The following is a 22,044-nucleotide window of genomic DNA, read 5'->3' as shown; positions in this document are numbered from 1 at the left end:
ACCAGTTTTTTTGTCGCAATTTTGACATGCCTCAAAATTCATCATGGTTTATTTTCTGTTATCAAATAATCTGATGAGACGTCCTGCTTAGGCGGAGGAATTGGCGTGCGCTGCGATCATTTTTACCCGAACGATCGATTTCAGGCTTCTCGAGTACTGTAACGCGACTCTCAGCTAAGATATGATTTCTGCGCTTTTTCATCACGGTTACTACCCGCTCTCTTTCTAAACCATAAAATAGACACGGAACGCACCCATGCTTGAGCAACAGGATTCGAAATGGACCTCACTTCTCAATGAGAACCGTCGCAAGAAAGCTGCCCGGGCAGCGGGCTCCATTACTACCAATGAGCCTCAGAAAGACATCGAATACCGAACACAAATAGAGCGCGATCACGACAGAATTCTGTTCTGCACTCCAGTCCGACGAATGGCGGACAAGACTCAAGTTTTTCCTCTTGACAAAAACGATAGCGTTAGAAACAGGTTGACTCACTCTCACGAGGTTTCAAACCTTGCGCGTAGTCTTGGCGTAACCCTTGCTTATAATTTGAAATCACTTCTTCACGTTAACGATGCTAAACGTACTGTTCCAGCTCTGTTAGCAGCAGTAGGATTGGTACATGATCTTGGTAACCCACCATTTGGGCATCAAGGGGAAGCGGCAATTCAAAGTTGGTTTAAAGATAATAAAGAAGATTTGTGCTGTGGTGATATCTCTGAAGATCTATATCAGGATTTTTTGAAGTTTGAAGGTAATGCACAAACATTTAGACTTGTCACGCGATTGCAGTTGCTCAATGATAACTTTGGTCTTGATCTGACGTATGCAACTTTAGCAGCCATGATGAAGTATCCGTCTTCTTCGATGGGGGTTGATGAGAATGAGGGTGTTGCTAGGAAGAAGCACGGATTTTTTTACTCCGAGGAATCAATCGCTAAAGAAGTATTGAGTGAAGTAGGTCTGGAGATGGGACTGCGCCATCCGATGGCTTATCTGATGGAGGCCTGTGATGATATTGCTTATGCGGTATTAGATGCAGAAGATGCTATCAAGAAAGGGTTGGCCTCCTTTTCAGACTTGATGGCTCATTTAAAACATGAAAATTCAGACCCTCTAGTTAATAGTGTTGTGACGTTGGGAGTCGAGAAGCACAACGAATATCGTGGCGCGGGCTTGTCTCCTGCTGAACTTAATGATGTATCGATGCAGAGATTTCGCGTGTTTGCTATAGGCGAAATGATAAACGCTGCGACTGAGGCGTTCTTAATTAATGAAAAAAGCTTAGTTGAGGGTACAGAGAAATCATCTCTGCTTGAACTTTCAAAAGCAAGCCGGTTGAGAGATTCGCTTTGTGATTTCTCTAAAAGCTATGCTTTTGTTCATAGGACAGTATTAGAGGTAGAGTTGCGGGGGTACAACACAATAAGGGGCTTGATGGATATTTTTTGGGATGCGATTAAAGAGACTGATCCCAATAAAAAGAAAGATGTTCCAAAGAATCCGTATGACCGTTATGTTTTTACGAGAATTTCTGAAAGTTATCGCAGGGTTTATAACGATCCTGCTGATGAGGTAAAGCAGCTTCCGGTGAAGTATCGTCAGTTTTTGCTGCTTACTGATATGATTTCCGGAATGACTGATTCCTATGCGATGGACTTATTAGAAGAGTTAACGTCGTTCAAGATGAAAGTGAAAAATGGATAGTACTCAAAAAAAATTAAAGCGATATATAACTCGCGGCGGCGAACATCGTTCGCCGCTGGAAGTAATACTCCGTGATATTCAGCGTGAGTTGCCAGAGACTGTTATTTTTGGAGGAATGATACGGGATTTTGGTTTGAGTGCTGCACGACATTTTTCATCTGACATAGATCTGGTAACGACTGCTCCAGCCTGTGATATCTATTCGTTAATAAAAGGTTGCCAGCCAGTCCAAAACAAGTTTGGAGGTTTTCGTTTTTCTGTTTCCAATCGACTTTTTGATATTTGGTCTCTTCAGGACACTTGGGCCATACGCGAGGGGCATGTTGAAGGTTGCTCTATTGAAAGCTTGCTAAAAACGACATTTTTCAATTTGGATGCAGCCTTTTTTAAGATAAGTGACTATCGAATATGCGCTTCGGATAGTTATGAGTTGAACCTGTCAAAACGGTTGCTTGATATTAATCTTAAGAAGAATCCCAGTCCAAGGCAGATGGCAATACGCGCAGTGCGTATGGCGATTATGAAAGATCTATTTGTTGCTCCGGATTTAGCTGAATTCGTATTGTCCCAACTTTTTGGTCATGGCATTAGTCCTGCCCTAGATTCCTACGTTAAAGATCTTCATGTTCATTCTTTAAAAAGGTCAGAAGATTGTTTTAAGTATGAGCCGCAATTATCTATTTGGTAGGGGTGTTTAACATACATGATATTGTTGGTCTAACTTTCACTGGCCCTTAGCTAAAAGGGCTGGCAGTTTCGATAATATGCGCCTGCTTCTGTTCACCCAGTAAACCGATCCATGCCTACATAATTCGGCGCCAACTTATGAAATCCCAACCCAATCCCCTCTGGAAAACCTACCTCCTTTTCCTAGCCCCCATGGTCCTCTCCAATTTCCTCCAATCCATGTCGGGCACCATCAACAGCATCTACATCGGCCAAATGCTCGGCACCCAAGCCCTGGCTGCCGTGTCCGGCATGTTCCCCATCGTCTTCTTCTTCATCGCCCTGGTCATCGGCCTCGGCGCGGGTGCGGGTGTGCTCATCGGCCAAGCCTGGGGCGCGCGTGAACCGCATCTGGTGAAAACCATCGCCGGCACAACCTTGCTGTTAGGCGCAATGATCGGCCTGACAGCAGCAGTACTCGGCAGCGTGTTCGCAAGACCAGCCCTGGAAGGCTTGGGCACACCGGCCGACGTTATCGACGACGCTGTGTCCTACGCCCACGTGATGATGTGGATCATGCCGTCGCTGCTGGTCTACGTGCTCTTCACCCAACTGCTGCGCGGGGTGAGCGATACGGTGTCGCCGCTGATTGCGTTGGTGGTGTCGACGTGTATCGGGTTGGCGCTGACGCCAGCGTTGATTCGGGGTTGGTTCGGGTTGCCGATGATGGGGATTCAGAGTGCGGCGTATGCGGGGTTGGCGGGGAATTTGTCGGCGATGGGGTGGCTGGCGTGGCGGTTGATTCGCAAGGGGCATCCGTTGGCGCCGGATCGGGAGATGTTTGCGGCGATGCGCCTGGATCTGGTGATTCTCGGCAAGGTCTTGCGCATCGGGTTGCCGACCGGGTTGCAGATGGTGGTGTTGTCGGTGTCGGAGCTGGTGATTCTGGCGCTGGTGAATCAGCACGGTTCGCAGGCGACGGCGGCGTATGGCGCGGTGACGCAGATCGTCAATTACGTGCAGTTCCCGGCGCTGTCGATTGCGATCACGGCGTCGATCCTTGGCGCTCAGGCGATTGGGGCAGGGCGGCTTGAGCGCATGGGGCCGATTCTGCGCACGGGGCTGTTGATCAATGTGTGCCTGACCGGTGGGTTGGTGGTGTTGGGTTATCTGTTGTCGCACTGGTTGCTGGGGTTGTTCCTCACGGATGATTCCACCCGGGCGAAGGCGGAGCATCTGTTGCACATCATGCTGTGGAGTCTGTTGGTGTTCGGCTTCCAGGCGATTGTCGGCGGCATCATGCGCGCCAGCGGCTCGGTGCTGGTGCCCATGGCGATTTCGATTGTTTGCGTGGTCGGGGTGCAGTTGCCGGTGGCGTATGTGCTGGACGGGCACTTTGGGTTGCAGGGTGTGTGGATGGCGTTTCCGGTGGCGTATCTGGGGATGCTGGTGTTGCAGACGGCGTATTACAAAATGGTCTGGCAGCATCAGAAGATCGAGCGGTTGGTGTAGGGGCTCGGGCGTCCTTTGTTTTTGGAGGACGCACCCGCTAGACCACTGCGCCAAACACGTGCCCCACCAGTGCCGTAATCCCCATGGCCAGAGCCCCCCAGAATGTCACGCGCCAGGCGCCGGTCAGGACCTTGGCCCCGCCTGCCTTGGCGGCAATGGCGCCCAATGATCCTAAAAACACCAGCGACATGGCCGATATCCAGGGCCCGACGCTGTGCTGCGGCGCGAAAAAAGTCACGGCCAGAGGCAACGCGGCACCCACCACGAAACTGGCGGCGGAGGCCAGGGCGGCCTGCAAGGGTTTGGCGGTGAGGGTGGCGCTGATGCCCAGCTCGTCCCGGGCGTGAGAGCCCAATGCGTCATGGGCCATCAATTGATCGGCCACTTGATGCGCCAGTTCGGGTGATACGCCGCGATGCATGTAGATGTTGGCGAGTTCGATGTGTTCGGCTTTCGGGTCGCTCGCCAGTTCTGCCCGTTCGCGGGACAGATCGGCCCGCTCGGTATCGGCCTGGGAGTGTACGGAAATGTACTCGCCTGCGGCCATGGACATGGCGCCGGCCATCAGCCCCGCCATACCGGTGACCAGCAACGTGGCGTGGCTGGCGTTGGCTGCCGCGACACCGATCAGCAGACTGGCGGTAGAGACAATCCCGTCGTTGGCGCCCAGGACGGCGGCGCGCAGCCAGCCGATACGATCGCTTCGGTGTGCCTCGGTGTGCCTGTGCATGAACTTCATTGTTTAACGGGACTCACTGTCATTAGCCGGTTCACATCGGACGGGTTTCAATCTGCGCCTGCAACTGGCCGCCGACAATGGATATTTCTTTGAACTGTTCACCCTCGCGCAGCACGAACAACGCGTCCATCCCGCGCTCCTGAGCCAGACGTGGGCCCTCGGTTTCGCCCAAGACCATCAGCGCCGTGGCCCAGGCATCGGCGAGCATGCACGAGGCCGCCACCACGGTGACGGCGGCGAGCGGGTTGCACAGCGGCGCGCCGGTGGCCGGGTTCATGGTATGAGCATAGGACTGACCGGCCACATCGACCCAGTGTCGATAGTCCCCGGAGGTCGCGATTGCGGCATCGCTAAGTTCCATCACGCCCATGACTTCACGCACGCCCCGGTTGGGCTTTTCCAGGGCCACGGCCCAGCACTGGCCGTCAGGTTTGACGCCCCGGGCGCGCATCTCGCCATCGATGCCGACCAGGTAGCAAGTAATGCCCAAACCCTCGAGGCAACGAGCCAGTTCATCAACGCCAAAACCTTTGGCGATGCCACTCAAATCAAGGTTCAGCGGTACGCGCTTGCGCACCTGATTGCGTTGCGGGTCAACCACCAACGCGGCGCTGGCTAACAGCCGGGCGCGGGGCGCAATCGTGCCGATCGCCTGCTCTGTGACTGCTTGCTCCCCAGGTCCGAACCCCCAGGCGTTAACCAGATCACCGACAGCGATGTCGAAGGCGCCGTCGGATTGCTGACTGACGCGCAGTGCCGCAGACAGCACCGTGGCCAGTTCCTTGGGCACGGACACCCATTCCTGCTCGGGGGCGGCGTTGAGGCGGTTGAGGTCTGAGTCGGGTTTCCAGGTGGACATTTGCTGGTCCACCCGGGCCATGGCGCGCGCCAGGCGATGGCCAACTTCGTCGGTATCGATCCCGGCCCCGGCATAAAACAGGGCGGTGTAGCGGGTGCCCATGGTTTCGCCGTTCAGGCTATAGCGCTGCAACTCAGTAGACGTCTTCACGGTAGCGTCCTTGTGCTTTGAGGGTCAGCACACTCAGGTTGAGAGGCGCCAACACTTCATCGAGGGCCTGCATCACGCCTTTGGCCATTTCGCGGCTGCCACACACCAGCACCTGGGCACCTTTTTCAATCAGTCGGCGCAAGGCCAGGGCATCGCCGATCAGCCGGTCTTGCACGTAGCTGCGGTCCTGAACCTGAGAGAAGGCGGCGCGCAATGCCGTGAGGCGTCGGTCCGACAAGTATTGGTTGAGCTCCGGTTCATAGAGAAAGTCCGAGGCCGGGTTGCGCCCGCCCCAATACAAGTGCATCGGGTGTCGGGCCTTGTTGTTGCGAATAAAACCGGCCAGAGGACCGATGCCGGTACCGGCGCCGATCAGGATCACCGGGTGCGTGCCCGATGCCGGACGAAATTGCGGGTTGGGCTGGATAAAAGCTTCGATCTGCGCGCCGATGTTCAGGCCATGAAGGAATTGCGAGCACATGCCACCGTTGTGTTTACGCACACAGATCTCCAGCACGCCGTCCTGCGAACCGCTGGCCAGCGAGTAGAAACGTGGAATCGGGCTGCCCGGTGGCAGAATCCCGACCAGGTCACCGGCCAGAAAGCCTGGCAGTTCGCCGGGTGCTTTGAAGCGCAGTACGTGGGTCGGCGCATTCACCTGTTCGCCATAGGCAATGCGCTCTGTCAGCTCCAATTGATGCGTACGCGGCTGCTGCGGGGTATGAACCAACGTCAGGTCCTGCCCCAGTACTTCGCCCAACGCGAGGCCCCAGCGCGCAAATTCCTGAGAGGACTGGCGGTTGACGGTTTCCAGCCCCAGTAACGGCGAGCCACCAGCCTGCAACATCGCATCCTGCACCTGATGGGCGTACTGACAGAACTGCGCAAACTGGCGGTCGCCCAAGCCCAGCACAGCAAAGGGCAGGCCGGGTTTGAGGCCGGTTTTGGCCAGCCGCGCCAGGAACTGCGAAGCCGAGGCCGGTGCATCGCCGTCACCGTGGGTCGCGGTGAGGATGAACACCCGTTGGGCATTGCGGTAATCGCCCACCCATTCATTCATCGCCGCGCTATGCACCTGATGGCCACTCTGGTGCAAGGCGTCGTGCAAGGTTTTGGCAAAGCCCCAGGTGCTGTTGTTTTCACTGCCCACCAGAATCACGCTATCGGCGCAGTGGGCAGGGCTGTTGTGGCGGATGTTCGGGCCAGCCTTGCGGCGGCGCCACCACAACAGGATGCCGGTCACGCTCATCAACGGCACGCAGAGGGCGCAGAGCCCCAGCGGCAGGCCCAGCCACCAGAGGCCTTCGCCGGTGTGCAGCTGATAGATCCATTCGTAGAGGTTGTGCATCGAGTCATGGGCTTGATAGGACAACAAGGTGCCGCTGGCCTGATCCACGTAGCCGTCGCCCTGGGCCGTGCGCAGGGAAAACACATCGTGCGGGTTGCCGGGGCTCGGGAAGACCAGCTCGCGCAGGTCATTCAAGTCGGTGGCCTGCAAGGCTTGCAGGTTCGCCACCGGCAAGGCCGGGCCGGCGCTGACGTGGGCGGGGAAGGCGGGTTCACGTTGACTGCCGTCGGCGATAAAACCAAAGGTGGTGGCGGACATATAGAGCCCGCTCAATGCCGACAGCAGCAGCCCGAGCAATGCCAGTCGCCCGACTTCAGCATGCCAGCGCTGACTGAAGGTGCCCCGCAGTGGCCGCAGCAGGTTGCGCCAGCCACCCAGGCGCCGGGCCAGCAATAGCGCGCCGGACACCGACAGCATCAGCATGAACAGCGCGCCGACACCCGACACCCCATGGCCCGGCGTGCCAAGGAACAGCGAGCGGTGCAGGTCTTTGACCCAACGCGAGAACGCGGAGGGTTCGTAAGGTGCGAGGCCTTGGCCGGTCAGTGGGTCGACCTTTTCGGCGCCGGCCTGACCGTTCTGGTTGTAGTAGACGATCACCGTGCCGGACGCTGTGCGCTGGATCTGCTCCACGCCCGGGAAGTGGCTGGCAACGCGCCCGGCCAGTTGGCCGACGTTGAGTTGTCCTGCTGGGGTGGACGTGCTGTGCAGGCGTTCCAGGGCCGGGTCGACAGACAGGAGCGCGCCGCTGATGGCCAACAGCATGACCAACAGGGCGGCGATCAGGCCAGGTAGGGAATGGAACTGGCGAAGCATGTTCAGCCTCCAGAAATGGCAGGTGCTACAGATCGTAAGTAAAGGACTCGACGTAGGCACTGCCGGTCGCCGGCTTGCCTGCGCCCTTGGACGTCAGGGGCACGCTGACATCGGCGCGGGCGTCACGTTTGTCCTCGACGGCGCTGTCAATGCGGATCTGATACCCGGCATCGATCAGGGTGTCCGCCAGTTCGACGCTGACTTTGAGCGTGCGCCCACTGCCGACACTGGCGCCGCTGACCCCGTCAAACTCGCTCGGGTTCATCCCGCTGCCACGGGCCCAATCGCCCAGGTGCTTGTAGTACTTGGCCTTCTTGCCGGCCACCCAGAGGGTTTTCTGGTATTGGCCATTGGCGTCGGTGACGTAGATCGCCAGGTAGGCATCATTGCCGCTGTAGTCCTTGAGCTGTGTGGTCAAGGTCACTTCACGGGCCTGGGCCAACCCCGGCAGGGCAATGGCGCCGGCGAGGCAGGTTGCTGCGATGATCTTTTTCATGGAAGTGTCCTTTTGATCGTTAGGTCGAGAGCCTGGACCTGCTTGCTGACAGCAACCTGAAGGCAGGAAAAACGCGTCGACAGTTGGGGCGTCATTCGGTGAGCGGGCTGCCGAGGTAATCCCTGGCATCGCCGTCGTCCCGGAAATGGATCTCGAGTGTGTGCAGGCGCAGCGATGCCGGCGAATAGCTGGCTTCGATGGCATTGCCTTTGCGGTCCAACCCCTTGAGCTCGTAACAACCGTCGTCGACCTTGATGCGCTGTACGCTCCAGCCGTATTGCCGCTCTACCTGCTGACGCAAGGTTTCGCGCGGTTGCCAGTCGCTCACCGGGTCGCGGCAGTCGTCATCGGCCAGGGCGTAACCGCTGAGCAGCAGGCTCAACAGCGCGGCATTGGCAATAAAGCCTGATTTCATGATCTGTCTCCTGCCGAGGTCGGCGTCTGTGGCATACCCTAAAGTGCATTCCTGACAATCAGCTGAATCTTCAGATTCACGTCAGGTAAGGCGATTAAGGTGCTGCACGACAACCATCACAGGAGGTGCCAGATGCGGGTTTTATTGGTCGAGGACGCACCAGGCTTGGGGGAGGCGGTGCGCGAACAGATCGCCGATGACGGTCACGCAGTCGATTGGGTGCAGCGCCTGGACCATGCGCGCAACAGCGTGCGCACCACGCCTTACGACCTGATCCTGCTGGACCTGATGCTCCCGGACGGTCGCGGGCTGGATTTTTTGCGTCAGCAACGCTCGGCAGGGGACGTGACCCCGGTGATTATCCTGACTGCCCAGGATCAGATTTCCGAACGCATCGCTGGCCTCAACGCGGGCGCCGACGACTACCTGGTCAAACCGTTCGACCTGTTTGAGCTATCGGCCCGTGTGGCGGCGGTGGCTCGGCGCTATAGCGGCAACCCCAATCCGCAGATCAAGCTCGGTGATTTGCAGGTCGACATGAGTGCCCGTACGGTGCAGCGGGCCGGTGCGACGGTGGACCTCACGGCGCGGGAGTGGGCGCTGCTCGAGGCGTTTGTGCAGCGCCCCAGCGCGCTGCTGTCCAAGTCGCAGCTTGAAGAACGGCTGTATGCCTTTGGCGCCGAAATCGAGAGCAATACCATCGAGGTCTATATCAGCCGGCTGCGTAAAAAACTCGGGCGCGACCTGATTGAAACCGTGCGCGGCATGGGCTACCGGTTGATGTCCGCATGAAGCCGTCATCAAGCCTGCAAAAACGTCTCGGCCTGGGATTAACGTTAGGCACGACCTTACTTTGGCTGGCGGCGACCGTCGGCGCCTGGCTGGTGGTGCAACATGAATTGAACGAGGCGTTCGACAGTGCGCTGGAAGAGACCGCGCAGCGCATCCTGCCCCTGGCCGTGCTGGAAATCAGCAACCGGGAAAAACCTCGTGAGGCACAACATGTCGCCACCCTCAAAATGCACAAGGAATACCTGACCTATCTGGTGCGCGATGCCAAGGGCGAGATCCTGATGCAGTCCCACGACGCCAATCCGAAGATCTTCAATCAACAACCGGCCGAAGGCTTTTCAACCACTAAAAAATACCGTCTGTACGGCGCCAGTGCGCTGCGTGAGACGGTGTTCATCGAAATCGCCGAACCTCTTGAGCATCGCCGTGAAGCCGCGCGGGAAGCTTTGCTTGCCTTGTTGTTGCCGTTATTGGCGCTGATTCCCGTCAGCCTGTTTGGCACCTGGATGTTTGTGCGCATCAGCCTGCGCAGTGTATTGGCCTATCGTCGTGCCGTGGAGGCTCGCGGCGTGGGTGATCTGTCGCCGATCAACGTGGCGCGATTGCCGGCGGAAATCGCCCCGCTGGCCGAGGCGGTCAATCATCTGCTGGAGCGCTTGCGCAAGGCCTTGGAGACCGAACGCAGCTTTACTGCCAACAGCGCCCATGAATTGCGCACGCCACTGGCCGCGACGCTGGCGCAGATCCAGCGTTTGCGTCACGAAGCGCCTGAAGGCCCGTTGCGGTTACGGGCGGCTAAAATCGAAAATTCATTGCGCGAGCTGACGCGGCTCTCGGAAAAACTCATGCAGCTGGCCAAGGCCGAGGGGGGTGGGCTGTTGTCCGAAACGCCCCAGGACCTCATTCCGTTGCTGGCCCATGTGGTCGATGAATGGAATCACAGCAGTGGGCACCGGATCGAGTTGCACCTGCCAACCCAGACGAGTGTGTACTCGACGATTGATCCGGACGCCTTCGCAATCCTGTTGCGCAACCTGATCGAGAATGCGCTCAAGTATGGCGCCACGGATCAACCGGTCGAAGTCAGCCTCACCGACCAAGCGCTCCTACGGGTGGTCAATGGTGGCCCGACGGTGCCCGAGCCGGTGTTGCAGCGCCTTACCGAGCGCTTTGTGCGGGGTAACAGTGAAACCAGTGGTTCAGGGTTGGGGTTGGCGATTGCCAAAACAATTGTGCAGGGAGTCAACGCGAGAATACGGCTGGTATCGCCGGCAACAGGTCGAACGGAAGGATTCGAAGTCTGCGTCTGGTTTGCGCTCGCGTTGACTGTCGAAGGCTGAGGGCGATGCCAGATATCAACGTTAACTTGCTGTCCGGACTCTTGATGAAGTTAGTGTGTTTTTCAAAGCGAAAAGTATGACTATTCTAGTGGGTGTGTCAGTCCTGAATGAGGGCGGTCGCTATTGAATTTGTTGTGAGCGTGGTCACAACTAATGGATCCAATAAGCACTGTTTTAAGCGTATGTAATTCAACAGGCCAGTTACCATGGGGGTTTCGGGGAAGTGCACGAGTTACTGCGGCGCGAATGTCTTTCACAATAGCCGCCGTTTGTCGGTGGGCTGCTCAAAAAATGAACATTCCAGAATCTCGGGCCTCTGATCCTGCAGCACGTCACCCAAGACCTGCTCCTGCAGCCGCAGAAAAGAAGTGGAAAATTAACCTCATGTGCATTGAATGCTAATGGGGATTTTTTTACCTGAAATTCAGGAGGCAATAAATAAGCCGGTCATTGATTTGCCAGGCGAATCAATGGGCTAAGCAGTGCCAGGTCTATGAATTGGCATATCTTATAAAAGTAAGATCGTGCAGGGTGTCGAAGAGTTGAATGCCCTGTTAAATATCGATCTGTACTATCGAATAAGGTGGAGAAAGTACCGTGGCGATAAATACAATTATGAGCCTGCTCGAAAATAAAGAATGTATGGAATTTTTGCGATTGGGCGTTATTTACGTTCATTTAGTGTCGTGTTGTGTGGCCATTGGTTTGGTATTGACCAGTGATATTGCGATGGTTAGAGACTTGTTTAAACGAAAAACATTCACTGAGCATGATAATGCTCACATGGAAAGTCTTCAAAAGTCTGTCGTCGCTGCATTGATAGCGTTGTGGGTGACGGGTGCCGCTATCATCGGTATTGATTACCTGGAAAAAGGTATGAATTACTTTATGAATCCAAAGCTTCACGCCAAAGTGATTATTGTCGTGTTGCTGAGTTACAACGGCCTCTTGTTGCATCGCCTGGTATTGCCCGCGTTGCAAAAGGCCGGATCGTTGCTCAATCTTGGCTTCAGCGCACGGATGCTGGCGCTGTTCTGCGGTTCGCTGTCGGCCGTGTCCTGGATGTATGCGGCCATGCTGGGGGTCGGACGCCCGTTGGCCTGGAAATACTCCCTTTCCGAACTGTTGATGGCGTATCCGGTACTGATTGCACTGGGTTTCCTGACGATGCTGGTGTTGACTCAGCGTTTGAAACGACAGGACTCCGTCGTTATTTCTCCACGGACAGTCGCGAGCGCATGCTAGGCCGATTCCGCGTGTAAGCCTTGCTTAGCCCTGAAATAGGTTTACAGCTGTTTCACCCTAACGCCCGATGCACCGCATCGGGCGTTTTGTATTTTAAGGACAGGCGCGTGCGTCATGGCTGAGCTTGATGTCAGCCACCGTCAGACCGACAATCCTGAGTGACCGTGTGATGCGAACCGACAGGCGTGATCGCCTGAGGAGGTTTTCAAATGAGTCCCTCATCGCCCACCCTCCTGCAGGACCGAGCCGCGGCCGGTCGACGTCTGGTGGAGCCGTTACTCCAATACGCGCATCGACCCGATGTCATCGTCCTCGCCTTGCCCCGTGGCGGTGTGCCGGTGGCCTATGAAGTGGCCGCTGCACTGGACGTTCGTCTGGACCTGATGCTGGTCCGCAAGCTGGGCGTCCCATCTCATCAAGAGTTCGCCATGGGCGCCATCGCCAGCGGCGGCATTCAAATCCTCAATGAACACGCGCTGCGGGTTCACCCGATTGACCCGGCCACGTTCGATGACGTCGTCGCACGGGAAACCCGGGAGCTGCTACGCCGCGAGCAGGTTTACCGGGGCACGCGCGCGCCGGTGCAACTCAAGGATCAGGTGGTGATCCTGATCGACGACGGCCTGGCGACAGGCGCCTCGATGATGGCGGCGATCCACGCGGTGCGTGTGCACGCGCCGTCACGCATCGTCGTCGCTGTGCCGGTGGCGCCGATTGAGACGGCGGAGGCGCTGCGCAGCGAAGTGGATGAGCTGATATGCCCGATCATTCCCGACTGGATGATGTCGATCAGTCGTTGGTACATGGACTTTACCCAGACCTCGGATGCCGAGGTCATCAAGCTGTTGCAGCGGGCGTGGCAGCGAGAGTCCAGCTCCGCGCAGCAACGCTCCGGTCATCGTTGAATCAAATGATCGACACCCGTAAGCATGAACTCGATCGTTGTTTTGTCGACGATATAGGTGATCTGTTCCTTTCTTCCATACTGATGCTGCACGAAATCAAGGAAGGAACATGCACCTGTGGCCTACGACTAGCGTCGCGGTGCCACCCCGATCATCACAAACAGTGCCCGGGCAATGCGCTCACTTTTGTTGCGCCACGCGTGCCGCGTGCCATTTTGAATAACGATATCGCCGGCCTTTACCAGACGGCTCTGACCGTTATCCAGCTCCAGCCACATCTCACCTTCCAGAATGATTCCGTAATCAATGGTGGCGGTGGTGTGCATGCCTGGATGGTCCGGCTCGAAGCTTTCGATCAAGCCCGGCAGTGCAGCGCTCAATTCGCCAAAGGCCTGGACGCCATCAACAAGGTTCTGCATGACGGTGTCGGGTGGGAAATCAAATATGGCGATGCTGGTGCCGCCCTGAGGAGGAATCAGTGAGGCGTGGTCAAGCGTTGGGTCGCGCTCGTTTTCGAGGAGTGTCGGCTGGGCGGGAGTCGTCCACAACTGTGCCATCGCGTGCCCCGGGATTGAGGCAAAGGACTGGGCTCTTGGGGCAAAGTCATCTGAAACGAACACGGAATTACCCTGTTCGTCGTGGCCGGTCACGATTCTTCTTATTTTCATAGGGATTACTCAACGGGCAGTCAAAGAGGCAGCGAGGGGCGGTTGAACCGCTCCGCTCGCTGAGTTTAGTCAAGGACAGATGACGTAGTTGCTGAAACCGCCATGGCTTGACCTTGTCCGGTGGTGAACCAGGGCGGGTTCAGTTTCGCTGGACCCGCTGATCATCATCGCAAATAGCGACTCAAGACGGATGCGCGATCTCTAGCCAATCTTCAAACCGGGTCGCTCCGACAATGGGGTTATCGCCGGGCGTGAGGGACTTGTCATTGATCGGGGCGCCGAAGTAAGGAACCGTGTCGTCCGAAACAGCCTCGCGCGGGTCCTTGGTGTGTTTCAGGTATTCACTCACGAATTCGACAATGGGGCGGCGATCCGGCCCGGCCACTTCCACGGTCTGATTGATCGGCGCTTTTTGAGCGATAGCCGTCAGTGCGGCCGCGACATCGACCGAGGCCACTGGTTGCAACGCGGCGGACGATAAATGGATGGTGTTGCCGTCCTCGCGACTTGAGTAAGCAATGGCACCAATGAACTCGAAGAACTGCGTGGCGCGCAGGATGGTGTAGGGAACGCCGGAGGCCTTGATAAGTTTTTCCTGGGCCATTTTGGCCCGGAAATAACCACTGTCGAGCATCCGTTCGGTGCCCACGACTGACAGGGCGACATGGTGTTTGGTGCCGGCTACCTTCTCGGCAGCAAACAGGTTATGCCCGGCGGTTTCAAAGAAATGCAACGCCGCATGATCCTCGAATGAGGGGGAGTTGGCCACGTCGACCACCACGTCGGCGCCCTTGAGCGCGTCCGCCAGGCCCTCGCCGGTGATGACGTTGATGCCGGTACTCGGTGACGCTGATATGACTTCATGCCCCAGATCCTGGAGGTTCTTGCAGACTTTGCTGCCGATCAGCCCGCTTCCTCCGATGACGACGAATTTCATGACCAGTCTCCCGATGCGGTGAGTTGGGACAGTCATTAAACACCCTGACATCGGCCGTATCGGGCGGCCATTGGCGTGGGCCGACAGGTGGTCGGAAGCCTGAGCGGCAGGTGGAATTAGCGGCGTTTATTTGCTTTAGTCCACCTATCGCTGGCATACCTGTACGGCGCCTTAGCTCATGGCGGGAGCCCCGACCGGAGAATTCCATGAAACACCGATTCCCGACCTGCGCCGTGCTGGTGGCCGCCCTTGCATTCGGCGCGCTGCCTTGCGTCCAGGCGGTCGAGTACACGCAGGTCAATGAAACCGCCAGCACGATCTCCTTCACCTATAAACAGTTCTCCTCGCGGGTATACGGCACGTTCGGCAAGTTCGAGGCCATGCTTGATTTCGACACGGCAAAACCATCAGCAGGCCGGGCCGCGCTGACTATCCAGCTCGACAGCATCGATGCCGGAAGCAGCGACGCCAACAGCGAACTGAAAAAACCAGCCTGGTTCGACACGGCAACGTATCCAGTGGCGACGTTTGAATCGACCGGCGTGAAGGCACTGGGCAACAACCGTTACTCGATCACCGGCAAACTCACGCTCAGGGGGATCACGCACGTAGTGGAGGTACCGGTCCTCCTGAAGGCCGAGAACACCATCGGGATTTTCGATGGTCAGCTGACGCTCAAGCGCAGCGACTTCAAAATCGGTGAAGGTGAATGGGCCGACGGTGTTGTCTCGGACAAGATCAATATCCGGTTTCGGATGGTTGCGCCGGAGCAGTAACCGATCTCCCCTTTAGTGCGCCGCTATCGGCACCGTAACGGCCTGCCCGAGTGCCGCGCGCCCAGTTTATCGCTGGCGTCGTAGGGGAAGGTTGCCGTGATCGCCGTTGTCTTTGCCGGTGCGGAAGGTCGGCAGCGCCACGGAGTTCACATAGGTGACACCGTCCCAGCCAGGCAAGGGCGTTGGCATCAACTGGAACTGCCCCGGATGTTCGACATCCCAGCGCAGCAACATCGAGGTGTCCTCGTGCTGGGTGTTGTGGCAGTGCTCCATGTAGGTACCGGCGAACTCGCGGAAGTGGAGCGCCACGTCGACATCCACCGAACTGTCGATGCCTTCGCCGATGCGAAAGACGTCCTTGCGCGCCCCTTTCTCCCATTCCGGCGGCGCCTTGCCGTCGCGGCTGAGGATGACCCCTTCTTCGAAATGCACGTGCACCGGGTGGTTCCAGCCGTTGCCGCCATTCTTGATCTTCCACACTTCGAGTGTGCCGTCTCCGGAGAACCCGGCATTGGTCGGACCGGTGGCCAATTGCGGCGCGGCACTGATCCGGCGAGGGTCCATGTTGTAGCCAATACCGCCGTCAGTCTTGATCGTCCATGGTGCTTCATCGGTGCCGTCGGAGCGGCCGAAAATGAACTCGCGATGCCGCGCCACTTTGAGTTTGGCCTGGTCGCTCGGGTTGTCGCGGTCGATGGGCAGCGGGATCATGACCTTCCCGGCGGGTTTGCCGGGTTTGGCTGGCTCATAGGCCACCGGGTCAAAGCTCTGATCCTGGCCGGCGTAGGGCTGCACAAGCAGTTGCAGAAACTTGCCCACCACGGGGTCGCCCTTGTCCCATTGCGGCCCTTTGCTGGTTTGCTTGATCACGGCTTTGTATTTTTCAGACAACACGTCCGCCAGCGCCAATTCGTCCTTCTCCGGACCCTTGCCCGTGCGGTGTTCCATCAGGTTGACAAAGTAGATTTTGTCGCCGGTTTTGATGCCGTTTTTCGCAAAGTTGATGATGATGTCGAAGCGCTCGGCAACGCCTAGCGTCGGCAGGATTGCATTGTGGTCTTGCCGGTCGCCATCACCATCCAGGTCCATGCTGCCGTCGAAGGGCACGGCGTGCTCCATGAGGTTACCGTCGTTGGCAATCAGGTGGAACGGCACTCGGTTGTAGGATACCCCCGACCCTGCAGGTCCTGGGAATTCGCCACTATTGCCGCTGATTTCACGCACCACGGCAAACTTGAAGAAACGCGACACCGAGCCGTTCAAGATGCGGAACCGATAGCTGCGCGCGCGGACTTTCAGTCGCGGTTGGTACTGCCAGTTGACCAGCATCTGATCCCCGAGAAAGCCGTCGGTGTTGAACGGGTTGAACCACAACTGACCGGCCTGATCCCACGCCTTGTCGGCGACCACCAGATTGACGTCATAGTCGCGGTTGCCCCACGGCAACGCCGAGCCACTGGGAAGTCGCAGGTTGACGCCGTCACTCACCGATTCATTACCGCGGTCCAGGGCGCTGTAGTAGTTCATCATTGTCGCGTTGCCCTTGTAGACGTTCTGCGCGGTGAAATCGAGCATGTGGTCGTGGAACCAGTGGGTGCTCATGGTTTCGCGCCAGTCGCCACGGATCTTGATGCTGCCGTTTGCACACGTCTTAAGGCCCGGGTTGGTGTCGTTGACGTAGAGCGTTTCGCCCGGTGAGCAGGGGAACGCTGCGCGCGGATCCTGCGCGGTGGTGTTGATGGTGTCGTAACCGGCCAGTTGCAGCGGCCAGCGATAATCGTAGTACTGCCCCGGAAAGAAAAACGCGTTGGCATAGCCGTCGCTTTCGGCGGGGGAGTGACCGTTGTGTTCGTGGGTGGTGAGGGTGTGCAGACCGAAACCGGCGTTGGCTGCCGGGTCGATCGGCAGTGCGTTGTAGTGACGCATCAGCAACGGTTGGCCGTTGCGGACCATCAGCAATTTGGGCGGCACAGTGCCGTCGAAGGTCCACAGCGAGTTGTGATTCTGCACCGGCATTCTGGAATGAAAACGCGCGTCGATGCCCCGGGTGGTGCCTGCGGTTTCAGGGATGTCCGAGGTTTGGTAGTAGAGCCCGCCGGGGGCGAATTCGCCGTTGGCGTAGTTGTGCAGTTGCTTTCTGTCCCGCAAGCCCTGGTTGGTCCGTGCGCCCATTTGCACGGTCTTGAATTGGACCTGAGGAAAAAACTCGTTCCAGCGTTGATGCGACCAGCCTTTTCCCGGCGGCCGACCTTCGGCGGGCGAGCCCACCGGGTGGCGATTGAGGAAGGCTTCGATCTGCGCCTTCCACGGGTTGCGGTCCAGCACATTGGAAAACTGCGACGGGAACGGAAATAGCCCCGGCTGGCGCATGAACGCTTCAATCGCGGCACTCGACGGGCCGCTGCGGGCGACGTTGTTCGGGTCCTGCTGGGGAGCGGGGCCGGTGGTGGGCACCGGGAATGTCAGAAGCGGTGGCGGGGTGGTCGGGTCGAGTTTTTCCGAACCGAGCTCTTCGAATAGCAGCAGTTGCTGGGTGAACGGTTCGGCCCCGAACAAGGGGCTGGGTTTCCCATTAGTGGGGAAGTTGAACGACGTCTGCAAGTTTGGCGGCAGCACGTTGTCGGCCCGCGGCGTGGTTCTGTCACCGAATACGCCGTTGGGCAGGGCCAATGCCCCTTGATTGGCCGGCGGCAAGGTTTTCAATGCCTCCAGCGCTGCCTTGGGATCGGCGGGAGGATTGACGAAGGCCGAGGGGTCTGTCGGTGGCGGAGGACCGAAGTCATCGAGCGGTGCAGCACTGGCCGTGGTCAGACTGAAGGTGATCAGCAGCACGGAGAAGGCACCCGGACCCCGAAAGTAGATAAGCGAGCGGTGCTCCGGTGGTGCGATTTTCATGGTGTTCCCCTCGCGCCATGCCCAAATGGCAGCTGCGCTGCAAGGGCCGAAGCAAAAGCCGCACCATGCATGTTGAGGAGATTAAAACCATTAATAATCAGCAAGTTGTATGAGTTTTATGTTGTCGGCGTGTAAAGGCAGCGTTTGCAAGTGGGGGATATTCCTCACTGTTGGGGAACGATCATCAAGGCCAGGTTTTGCGGGTAAAGCTGAGACAGCACGTTATGATAGGCACGCCCGCGAAAACACTCTTCACGTCCGCCCCAGAGTCAGAGCCACGAATGCCCCAGATCACCCATTTCAAAACCCCGTGCCCCGAGCACATCAATAGCCAGATCCTGCAGATGGTGGTCGATTACCTGACCGACATCAGCATGGTCGCTATCGCGCCGAGCAACCTGTTGTACAACGTGTACCAGTACGCGATCGGCTACGAGGTTCACCTCTATCTGGAGGCGTTGAACGGGGCGAAAGGGATTGCGGTGGAGTTGCTCGTCGCGACCGACGATGACGACCCGGAGAAGGTCGTCGGCTTTTTGCTGTACCTGCCGGTCAAGGACGATCCCGATGCATGCGGTGTCGCGTATATGGCGGTGAGTGCCAGCCATCGGCGTCAGGGTGTCGCCCGAAAGATGCTGCGGGAGATGGTCGGCCGCTATCCTCATGCCGAGTTGACGTGCGCGGTGGCCAAGGTGCCGTATTTTGAGGCAATGGGGTTTCAGGTAGTGGGCGTGCGCGCGACTCAAGTGCTGATGAACACCCGCGACCACGGCACCGACGGCTTGATGGCCCTGCTGGACGTGGCGTCGATCTACAGCTCGCTTGAGGTGCGGCAGATTCATACGTACCTGCTGCAAAAACACGGCAAGCGCGCAATGCACGATGCGGAAAAGCAGCGTGACCGACATCTGGACCAGACGACGCGAAAAGCGAATGAGTTTGTGCGCGAACGACTGGAGGAACTCGGTTAACTGTGGGAGCGAGCTTGCTCGCTCCCACATTGGACTTGTGTTGGTTGTTGGATCGAATCCGATCAGACGCGCAAAGCCCGGCCAAATGCCGGGCTTTTTCTTGTTTGGAATTCGTGCAGATAAAAAAAGAGCCTCAAAGCTCTTTGATGGGGAGGAAGTAGAGCCCTCGAGGCTCAAGATGCGCATGAAACAAGTGATGAGCTTGTTGGGGGTTCAGTTCACTCACCACCTACGCAGCGGCTTGAGCAAACAAGCGGCTGCGTAGAATCATCGTAGAAAGTTGGGGGTTGGCGCTCAAGTACCGCTAGTCGAATCCATCTGTCCGGCGTCAGTTTTCGCGATGTTTCCAGCGTCGCCACGGGCACTTCTTTCGACCATGGCGGTGATGGTTTCGTACAGTTCGTCCTGTGCCTGCGCGGCGCTGATTTCTCCATTCGCGGCTGCGTGTGACAAGGCTTCCGCCGCGCCGAGCATCGCCCGTAATCCCGCTGCCTTGATCTCACCCGCGCCAGCGAAAGGGGCGAGGGCGGTTCGGCATTTGTTCAGGAAAATAGCTTCGTACTCGTGCTTGATCTTCTCCAGTTCCGGGGAGCTGGCGAGTGCTGCGATGACGCCGGGGATCTCGTTGCCCTGAAGCAGCACGCAGTCGACGTACGACGAAGCGATCACCCTGGCGGTGCCGGGCAAAGTCGGTTCGCTGTCCTGAAGCGCCGCATCCATCAGCGCTGTCTGCCGGGCATCGAAGTCTTGATAGAGCGCCGCCAACAGCCCGGGTCGCGTGGTGAAGTGATCGTACACCACCGGTTTGGTGATCCCGGCTAGCTCGGCGAGTCGCCCCAATGTCAGCGCGTCGGTGCCTTCTTCCCGAACGAGTTGCCAGGCGACGTCCAGCAACTGGCGTTGGCGGTCCTCCCGGGACATTCGTCGTCGCGGTTGCGGCGTGGAATCTTGCGCGTCTGTTTCGGTAGTTGACATGGCTATGTACCAAAAGTAACTTACTGATCGTAACTTACCAAGAGTATATAAGGTCCGCCCTGTGCTCTCAATCAGGAGTTTCCAGCATGCACGCGCTTATTGTTGTGGCTCATCACGACCCTCGTTCGCTTACCCATAGCCTGGTGGCGCAAGTCGCTCAGGGCATCGCCCTGGACGATCCCGGTCATACCTTTGAAATCGCCGACCTCTCGGCCGAAGGGTTCGATCCGAGGTTCAGCGTCTCTGATCTGGCAGTGCATCACCGGGAAGCGTTGCCCCCTGCCGATGTGGTCGCCGAGCAATCGCGGATAGACCGCGCCGATGCGGTGGTGCTGGTTTATCCCGTTTACTGGTGGTCGATGCCGGCGCTGCTCAAGGGCTGGATTGATCGGGTGTTCGCCAACGGCTGGGCGTTCGATTTCACGGCGGATGCCAAGCTGGAGAAGAAGCTTGGTCATCTGCGGGTTCACCTGATCGGTGTGGGCGGTGCCGACGCTGCCACCTACGCCCGGCACGGTTATGCCGAGGCCATGAAGACGCAGATTGACCATGGGATTTTTGATTATTGCGGTGCTCAGGTGGTGACGTCCGAGTTGCTGCTCGAATCGGAAATTCAGGATCCGGCTGTGCATTTGGACGCCGCGAGAAGCCTCGGTCGCGAGCTCTTTGCGGCCTCCAGACGCCTTAGTCCTGTTAGACCTGCTCTCCCGGCCAGCCCGCCCGACGCAAGGCGTTGAGCAGCGTCCCGGCGTCCAGTCCCGGCACCGCATGGCCATTGCCTTCGGCGGTGTCGGAGGCCAGCAAGGCATTGATGATCGCTTCCTCCACCGCTTCGGTGGCGGCCAGGAACAACTCGCTGATGTGGTCGTTGTTGACCATGCTCAGGTTGTCGGTGGTCGGCGCACGCTTACTCTCGTAAGCGGCTGGCGGCACGTGTTGGTTGCCAGTGGCGAAAGCAATGAAGATGTCGCCGCTGTGGTCTTCATTACCGCCGCCGGTGCGGGCCAGGCCGAGGCTGGCGCGTTGCGCGAGGCGCGTGCACTGGTGCGGCAGCAACGGCGCATCGGTGGCCAGGCAGACGACGATCGAGCCCATGCCCGGATGCGGCAAGGACGCTTTGAGGAACGGCGAATCGGCCTGTTCCATGTAGCGCCCGGCCGGGTAGCCATCGACGCGCAATTCGTTGCGGATCCCATGGTTGGCCTGGACGATGGCGCCGACGGTCCAGCCGCCCTGAGCACTGCTCAGACGTCGCGAAGCGGTGCCGATCCCACCCTTGAATTCGTGGCAGATCATGCCGCTGCCACCGCCGACGGCGCCTTCGATCACCGGACCGCCCACCGCCGTGCGCAGGGCTTCGGCCACATGTTCGACCTTCACATGGAAACCGTTGATGTCGTTGAGCAGACCATCGAAGGTTTCCAGCACCACTGGCATGTTCCAGTAGAGTCGCCCGTCATCGGGTTGCTCCTGACGATCCAGCGTCACCAGCGCATCGCGCACCACGCCCAGGCTGTGGGTGTTGGTGAAGGCGATCGGGCTGGTCAGCAGGCCGGCCTCGCGAATCCACTCAAGACCCGTGGCGTCGCCATTGCCGTTGAGCACATGGACGCCGGCAAAGCATGGTTGCAGGCTGGTGGAACCGGCACGCGGTTCGATCACGGTGACGCCGGTCAGGATGTCGCGGCCGTTCGCCGTGCGTCCTCGTACATTGCTGTGGCCGACCCGGACGCCGGGCACATCGGTGATGGCGTTGAGCGGGCCGGGTTGCAGTTGGCCGAACTGGATGTTCAGGTCGCGGGCACGTGGTTTCATCGTTTCTCTCATCTTC

19 protein-coding genes and 1 pseudogene are annotated in these 22,044 nt (G+C 58.1%); 10 read left to right on the top strand and 10 right to left on the bottom strand.

From position 1 onward, the window contains the following. Positions 1–256: 256 nt before the first annotated feature. From dgt to ACYZTZ_RS16665, 3 genes are all read left to right on the top strand, one after another. Positions 257–1,708, top strand: coding sequence for a dGTP triphosphohydrolase (gene dgt, locus ACYZTZ_RS16675; protein WP_461999031.1), 1,452 nt, complete (start codon positions 257–259; stop codon positions 1,706–1,708). Then, entirely contained in the window at positions 1,701–2,396 is a 696-nt protein-coding gene (locus ACYZTZ_RS16670) for a hypothetical protein (RefSeq protein WP_461999030.1), read from the top strand. Before dgt ends, ACYZTZ_RS16670 begins: the two co-directional genes overlap by 8 nt. A 137-nt stretch (positions 2,397–2,533) precedes the next feature. Continuing rightward, a complete protein-coding gene (locus tag ACYZTZ_RS16665) occupies positions 2,534–3,886 on the top strand; it encodes an MATE family efflux transporter (protein ID WP_461999029.1) in 1,353 nt (450 codons plus the stop codon). Positions 3,887–3,923: 37 nt separating this feature from the next. On the opposite strand, the gene ACYZTZ_RS16660 is transcribed toward ACYZTZ_RS16665, so the two are convergent. The 5 genes from ACYZTZ_RS16660 to ACYZTZ_RS16640 form a co-directional block, all read right to left on the bottom strand. Continuing rightward, positions 3,924–4,625, bottom strand: a complete 702-nt coding sequence (locus ACYZTZ_RS16660; RefSeq protein ID WP_461999028.1) for a VIT1/CCC1 transporter family protein — start codon at positions 4,623–4,625, stop codon at positions 3,924–3,926. Between the two features lie 31 nt (positions 4,626–4,656). Next, positions 4,657–5,634: an FAD:protein FMN transferase gene (locus ACYZTZ_RS16655; protein WP_461999027.1), complete on the bottom strand. Its 978-nt coding sequence runs from the start codon at positions 5,632–5,634 to the stop codon at positions 4,657–4,659. Then, positions 5,618–7,798, bottom strand: a complete 2,181-nt coding sequence (locus tag ACYZTZ_RS16650) for a PepSY domain-containing protein (protein WP_461999026.1) — start codon at positions 7,796–7,798, stop codon at positions 5,618–5,620. The genes ACYZTZ_RS16655 and ACYZTZ_RS16650 overlap by 17 nt, the downstream gene beginning before the upstream one ends. A 25-nt stretch (positions 7,799–7,823) precedes the next feature. Next, positions 7,824–8,294 (bottom strand): DUF2271 domain-containing protein, encoded by a 471-nt coding sequence (locus ACYZTZ_RS16645; protein ID WP_461999025.1) that lies wholly within the window; start codon positions 8,292–8,294, stop codon positions 7,824–7,826. 91 nt (positions 8,295–8,385) lie between these two features. Beyond that, entirely contained in the window at positions 8,386–8,709 is a 324-nt protein-coding gene (locus ACYZTZ_RS16640; RefSeq protein WP_149631324.1) for a PepSY domain-containing protein, read from the bottom strand. Positions 8,710–8,841: 132 nt separating this feature from the next. On the opposite strand from ACYZTZ_RS16640, the gene ACYZTZ_RS16635 reads away from it, so the two are divergent. The 4 genes from ACYZTZ_RS16635 (at position 8,842) to ACYZTZ_RS16620 (ending at position 12,991) form a co-directional block, all read left to right on the top strand. Then, positions 8,842–9,501 (top strand): response regulator transcription factor, encoded by a 660-nt coding sequence (locus tag ACYZTZ_RS16635; RefSeq protein ID WP_461999024.1) that lies wholly within the window; start codon positions 8,842–8,844, stop codon positions 9,499–9,501. After that, the gene (locus ACYZTZ_RS16630; protein ID WP_461999023.1) at positions 9,498–10,841 is read left to right on the top strand and encodes a sensor histidine kinase; all 1,344 of its coding nucleotides are present in this window, start codon (positions 9,498–9,500) and stop codon (positions 10,839–10,841) included. The genes ACYZTZ_RS16635 and ACYZTZ_RS16630 overlap by 4 nt, the downstream gene beginning before the upstream one ends. A 597-nt stretch (positions 10,842–11,438) precedes the next feature. Then, positions 11,439–12,086 (top strand): hypothetical protein, encoded by a 648-nt coding sequence (locus ACYZTZ_RS16625; protein WP_082555821.1) that lies wholly within the window; start codon positions 11,439–11,441, stop codon positions 12,084–12,086. Positions 12,087–12,295: 209 nt separating this feature from the next. Continuing rightward, on the top strand, positions 12,296–12,991 hold the full coding sequence (locus ACYZTZ_RS16620) for a phosphoribosyltransferase (protein ID WP_461999022.1): 696 nt from the start codon (positions 12,296–12,298) through the stop codon (positions 12,989–12,991). Positions 12,992–13,119: 128 nt separating this feature from the next. Here the strand turns inward: ACYZTZ_RS16620 and ACYZTZ_RS16615 are convergent, their stop codons facing one another. After that, positions 13,120–13,659: a cupin domain-containing protein gene (locus ACYZTZ_RS16615; RefSeq protein ID WP_461999021.1), complete on the bottom strand. Its 540-nt coding sequence runs from the start codon at positions 13,657–13,659 to the stop codon at positions 13,120–13,122. Positions 13,660–13,840: 181 nt separating this feature from the next. Continuing rightward, on the bottom strand, positions 13,841–14,596 hold the full coding sequence (locus ACYZTZ_RS16610; protein WP_461999020.1) for an SDR family oxidoreductase: 756 nt from the start codon (positions 14,594–14,596) through the stop codon (positions 13,841–13,843). A 206-nt stretch (positions 14,597–14,802) separates the two neighbouring features. Here ACYZTZ_RS16610 and ACYZTZ_RS16605 point away from each other — a divergent pair, with 206 nt between their 5' ends. Then, entirely contained in the window at positions 14,803–15,372 is a 570-nt protein-coding gene (locus ACYZTZ_RS16605; RefSeq protein WP_461999019.1) for a YceI family protein, read from the top strand. Between the two features lie 90 nt (positions 15,373–15,462). On the opposite strand, the pseudogene ACYZTZ_RS16600 reads toward ACYZTZ_RS16605, so the two are convergent. Beyond that, positions 15,463–18,267, bottom strand: a pseudogene (locus ACYZTZ_RS16600) (multicopper oxidase domain-containing protein); the annotation flags it as partial. Positions 18,268–18,548: 281 nt separating this feature from the next. On the opposite strand from ACYZTZ_RS16600, the gene ACYZTZ_RS16595 reads away from it, so the two are divergent. Further along, a complete protein-coding gene (locus ACYZTZ_RS16595; RefSeq protein WP_461999018.1) occupies positions 18,549–19,238 on the top strand; it encodes a GNAT family N-acetyltransferase in 690 nt (229 codons plus the stop codon). A gap of 294 nt (positions 19,239–19,532) precedes the next feature. On the opposite strand, the gene ACYZTZ_RS16590 is transcribed toward ACYZTZ_RS16595, so the two are convergent. After that, positions 19,533–20,213, bottom strand: a complete 681-nt coding sequence (locus ACYZTZ_RS16590) for a TetR/AcrR family transcriptional regulator (RefSeq protein WP_461999017.1) — start codon at positions 20,211–20,213, stop codon at positions 19,533–19,535. Positions 20,214–20,299: 86 nt separating this feature from the next. Here ACYZTZ_RS16590 and ACYZTZ_RS16585 point away from each other — a divergent pair, with 86 nt between their 5' ends. Further along, positions 20,300–20,950, top strand: a complete 651-nt coding sequence (locus tag ACYZTZ_RS16585) for an NAD(P)H-dependent oxidoreductase (protein ID WP_461999016.1) — start codon at positions 20,300–20,302, stop codon at positions 20,948–20,950. On the opposite strand, the gene ACYZTZ_RS16580 is transcribed toward ACYZTZ_RS16585, so the two are convergent. Beyond that, positions 20,907–22,028: a DmpA family aminopeptidase gene (locus ACYZTZ_RS16580; protein WP_461999015.1), complete on the bottom strand. Its 1,122-nt coding sequence runs from the start codon at positions 22,026–22,028 to the stop codon at positions 20,907–20,909. The two genes, ACYZTZ_RS16585 and ACYZTZ_RS16580, sit on opposite strands and share 44 nt — an antisense overlap. Positions 22,029–22,044 lie beyond the last annotated feature (16 nt).

Source organism: Pseudomonas sp. LB3P58, assembly GCF_054897895.1.
Note: the sequence above shows the minus strand (reverse complement) of the source record. Positions and strands in the feature narration are given on the sequence as shown.

Bases quoted from the DNA above. Each gene is read 5' to 3' on its own strand.
- ACYZTZ_RS16605 (WP_461999019.1), top strand. From the start codon at position 14,803: ATGAAACACCGATTCCCGACCTGCGCCGTGCTGGTGGCCGCCCTTGCA.
- ACYZTZ_RS16630 (WP_461999023.1), top strand. From the start codon at position 9,498: ATGAAGCCGTCATCAAGCCTGCAAAAACGTCTCGGCCTGGGATTAACG.
- ACYZTZ_RS16665 (WP_461999029.1), top strand. From the start codon at position 2,534: ATGAAATCCCAACCCAATCCCCTCTGGAAAACCTACCTCCTTTTCCTA.
- ACYZTZ_RS16585 (WP_461999016.1), top strand. From the start codon at position 20,300: ATGCACGCGCTTATTGTTGTGGCTCATCACGACCCTCGTTCGCTTACC.
- dgt (WP_461999031.1), top strand. From the start codon at position 257: ATGCTTGAGCAACAGGATTCGAAATGGACCTCACTTCTCAATGAGAAC.
- ACYZTZ_RS16615 (WP_461999021.1), bottom strand. From the start codon at position 13,659: ATGAAAATAAGAAGAATCGTGACCGGCCACGACGAACAGGGTAATTCC.
- ACYZTZ_RS16670 (WP_461999030.1), top strand. From the start codon at position 1,701: ATGGATAGTACTCAAAAAAAATTAAAGCGATATATAACTCGCGGCGGC.
- ACYZTZ_RS16620 (WP_461999022.1), top strand. From the start codon at position 12,296: ATGAGTCCCTCATCGCCCACCCTCCTGCAGGACCGAGCCGCGGCCGGT.
- ACYZTZ_RS16645 (WP_461999025.1), bottom strand. From the start codon at position 8,294: ATGAAAAAGATCATCGCAGCAACCTGCCTCGCCGGCGCCATTGCCCTG.
- ACYZTZ_RS16590 (WP_461999017.1), bottom strand. From the start codon at position 20,213: ATGTCAACTACCGAAACAGACGCGCAAGATTCCACGCCGCAACCGCGA.
- ACYZTZ_RS16640 (WP_149631324.1), bottom strand. From the start codon at position 8,709: ATGAAATCAGGCTTTATTGCCAATGCCGCGCTGTTGAGCCTGCTGCTC.
- ACYZTZ_RS16610 (WP_461999020.1), bottom strand. From the start codon at position 14,596: ATGAAATTCGTCGTCATCGGAGGAAGCGGGCTGATCGGCAGCAAAGTC.
- ACYZTZ_RS16595 (WP_461999018.1), top strand. From the start codon at position 18,549: ATGCCCCAGATCACCCATTTCAAAACCCCGTGCCCCGAGCACATCAAT.
- ACYZTZ_RS16580 (WP_461999015.1), bottom strand. From the start codon at position 22,028: ATGAAACCACGTGCCCGCGACCTGAACATCCAGTTCGGCCAACTGCAA.
- ACYZTZ_RS16650 (WP_461999026.1), bottom strand. From the start codon at position 7,798: ATGCTTCGCCAGTTCCATTCCCTACCTGGCCTGATCGCCGCCCTGTTG.
- ACYZTZ_RS16660 (WP_461999028.1), bottom strand. From the start codon at position 4,625: ATGAAGTTCATGCACAGGCACACCGAGGCACACCGAAGCGATCGTATC.
- ACYZTZ_RS16635 (WP_461999024.1), top strand. From the start codon at position 8,842: ATGCGGGTTTTATTGGTCGAGGACGCACCAGGCTTGGGGGAGGCGGTG.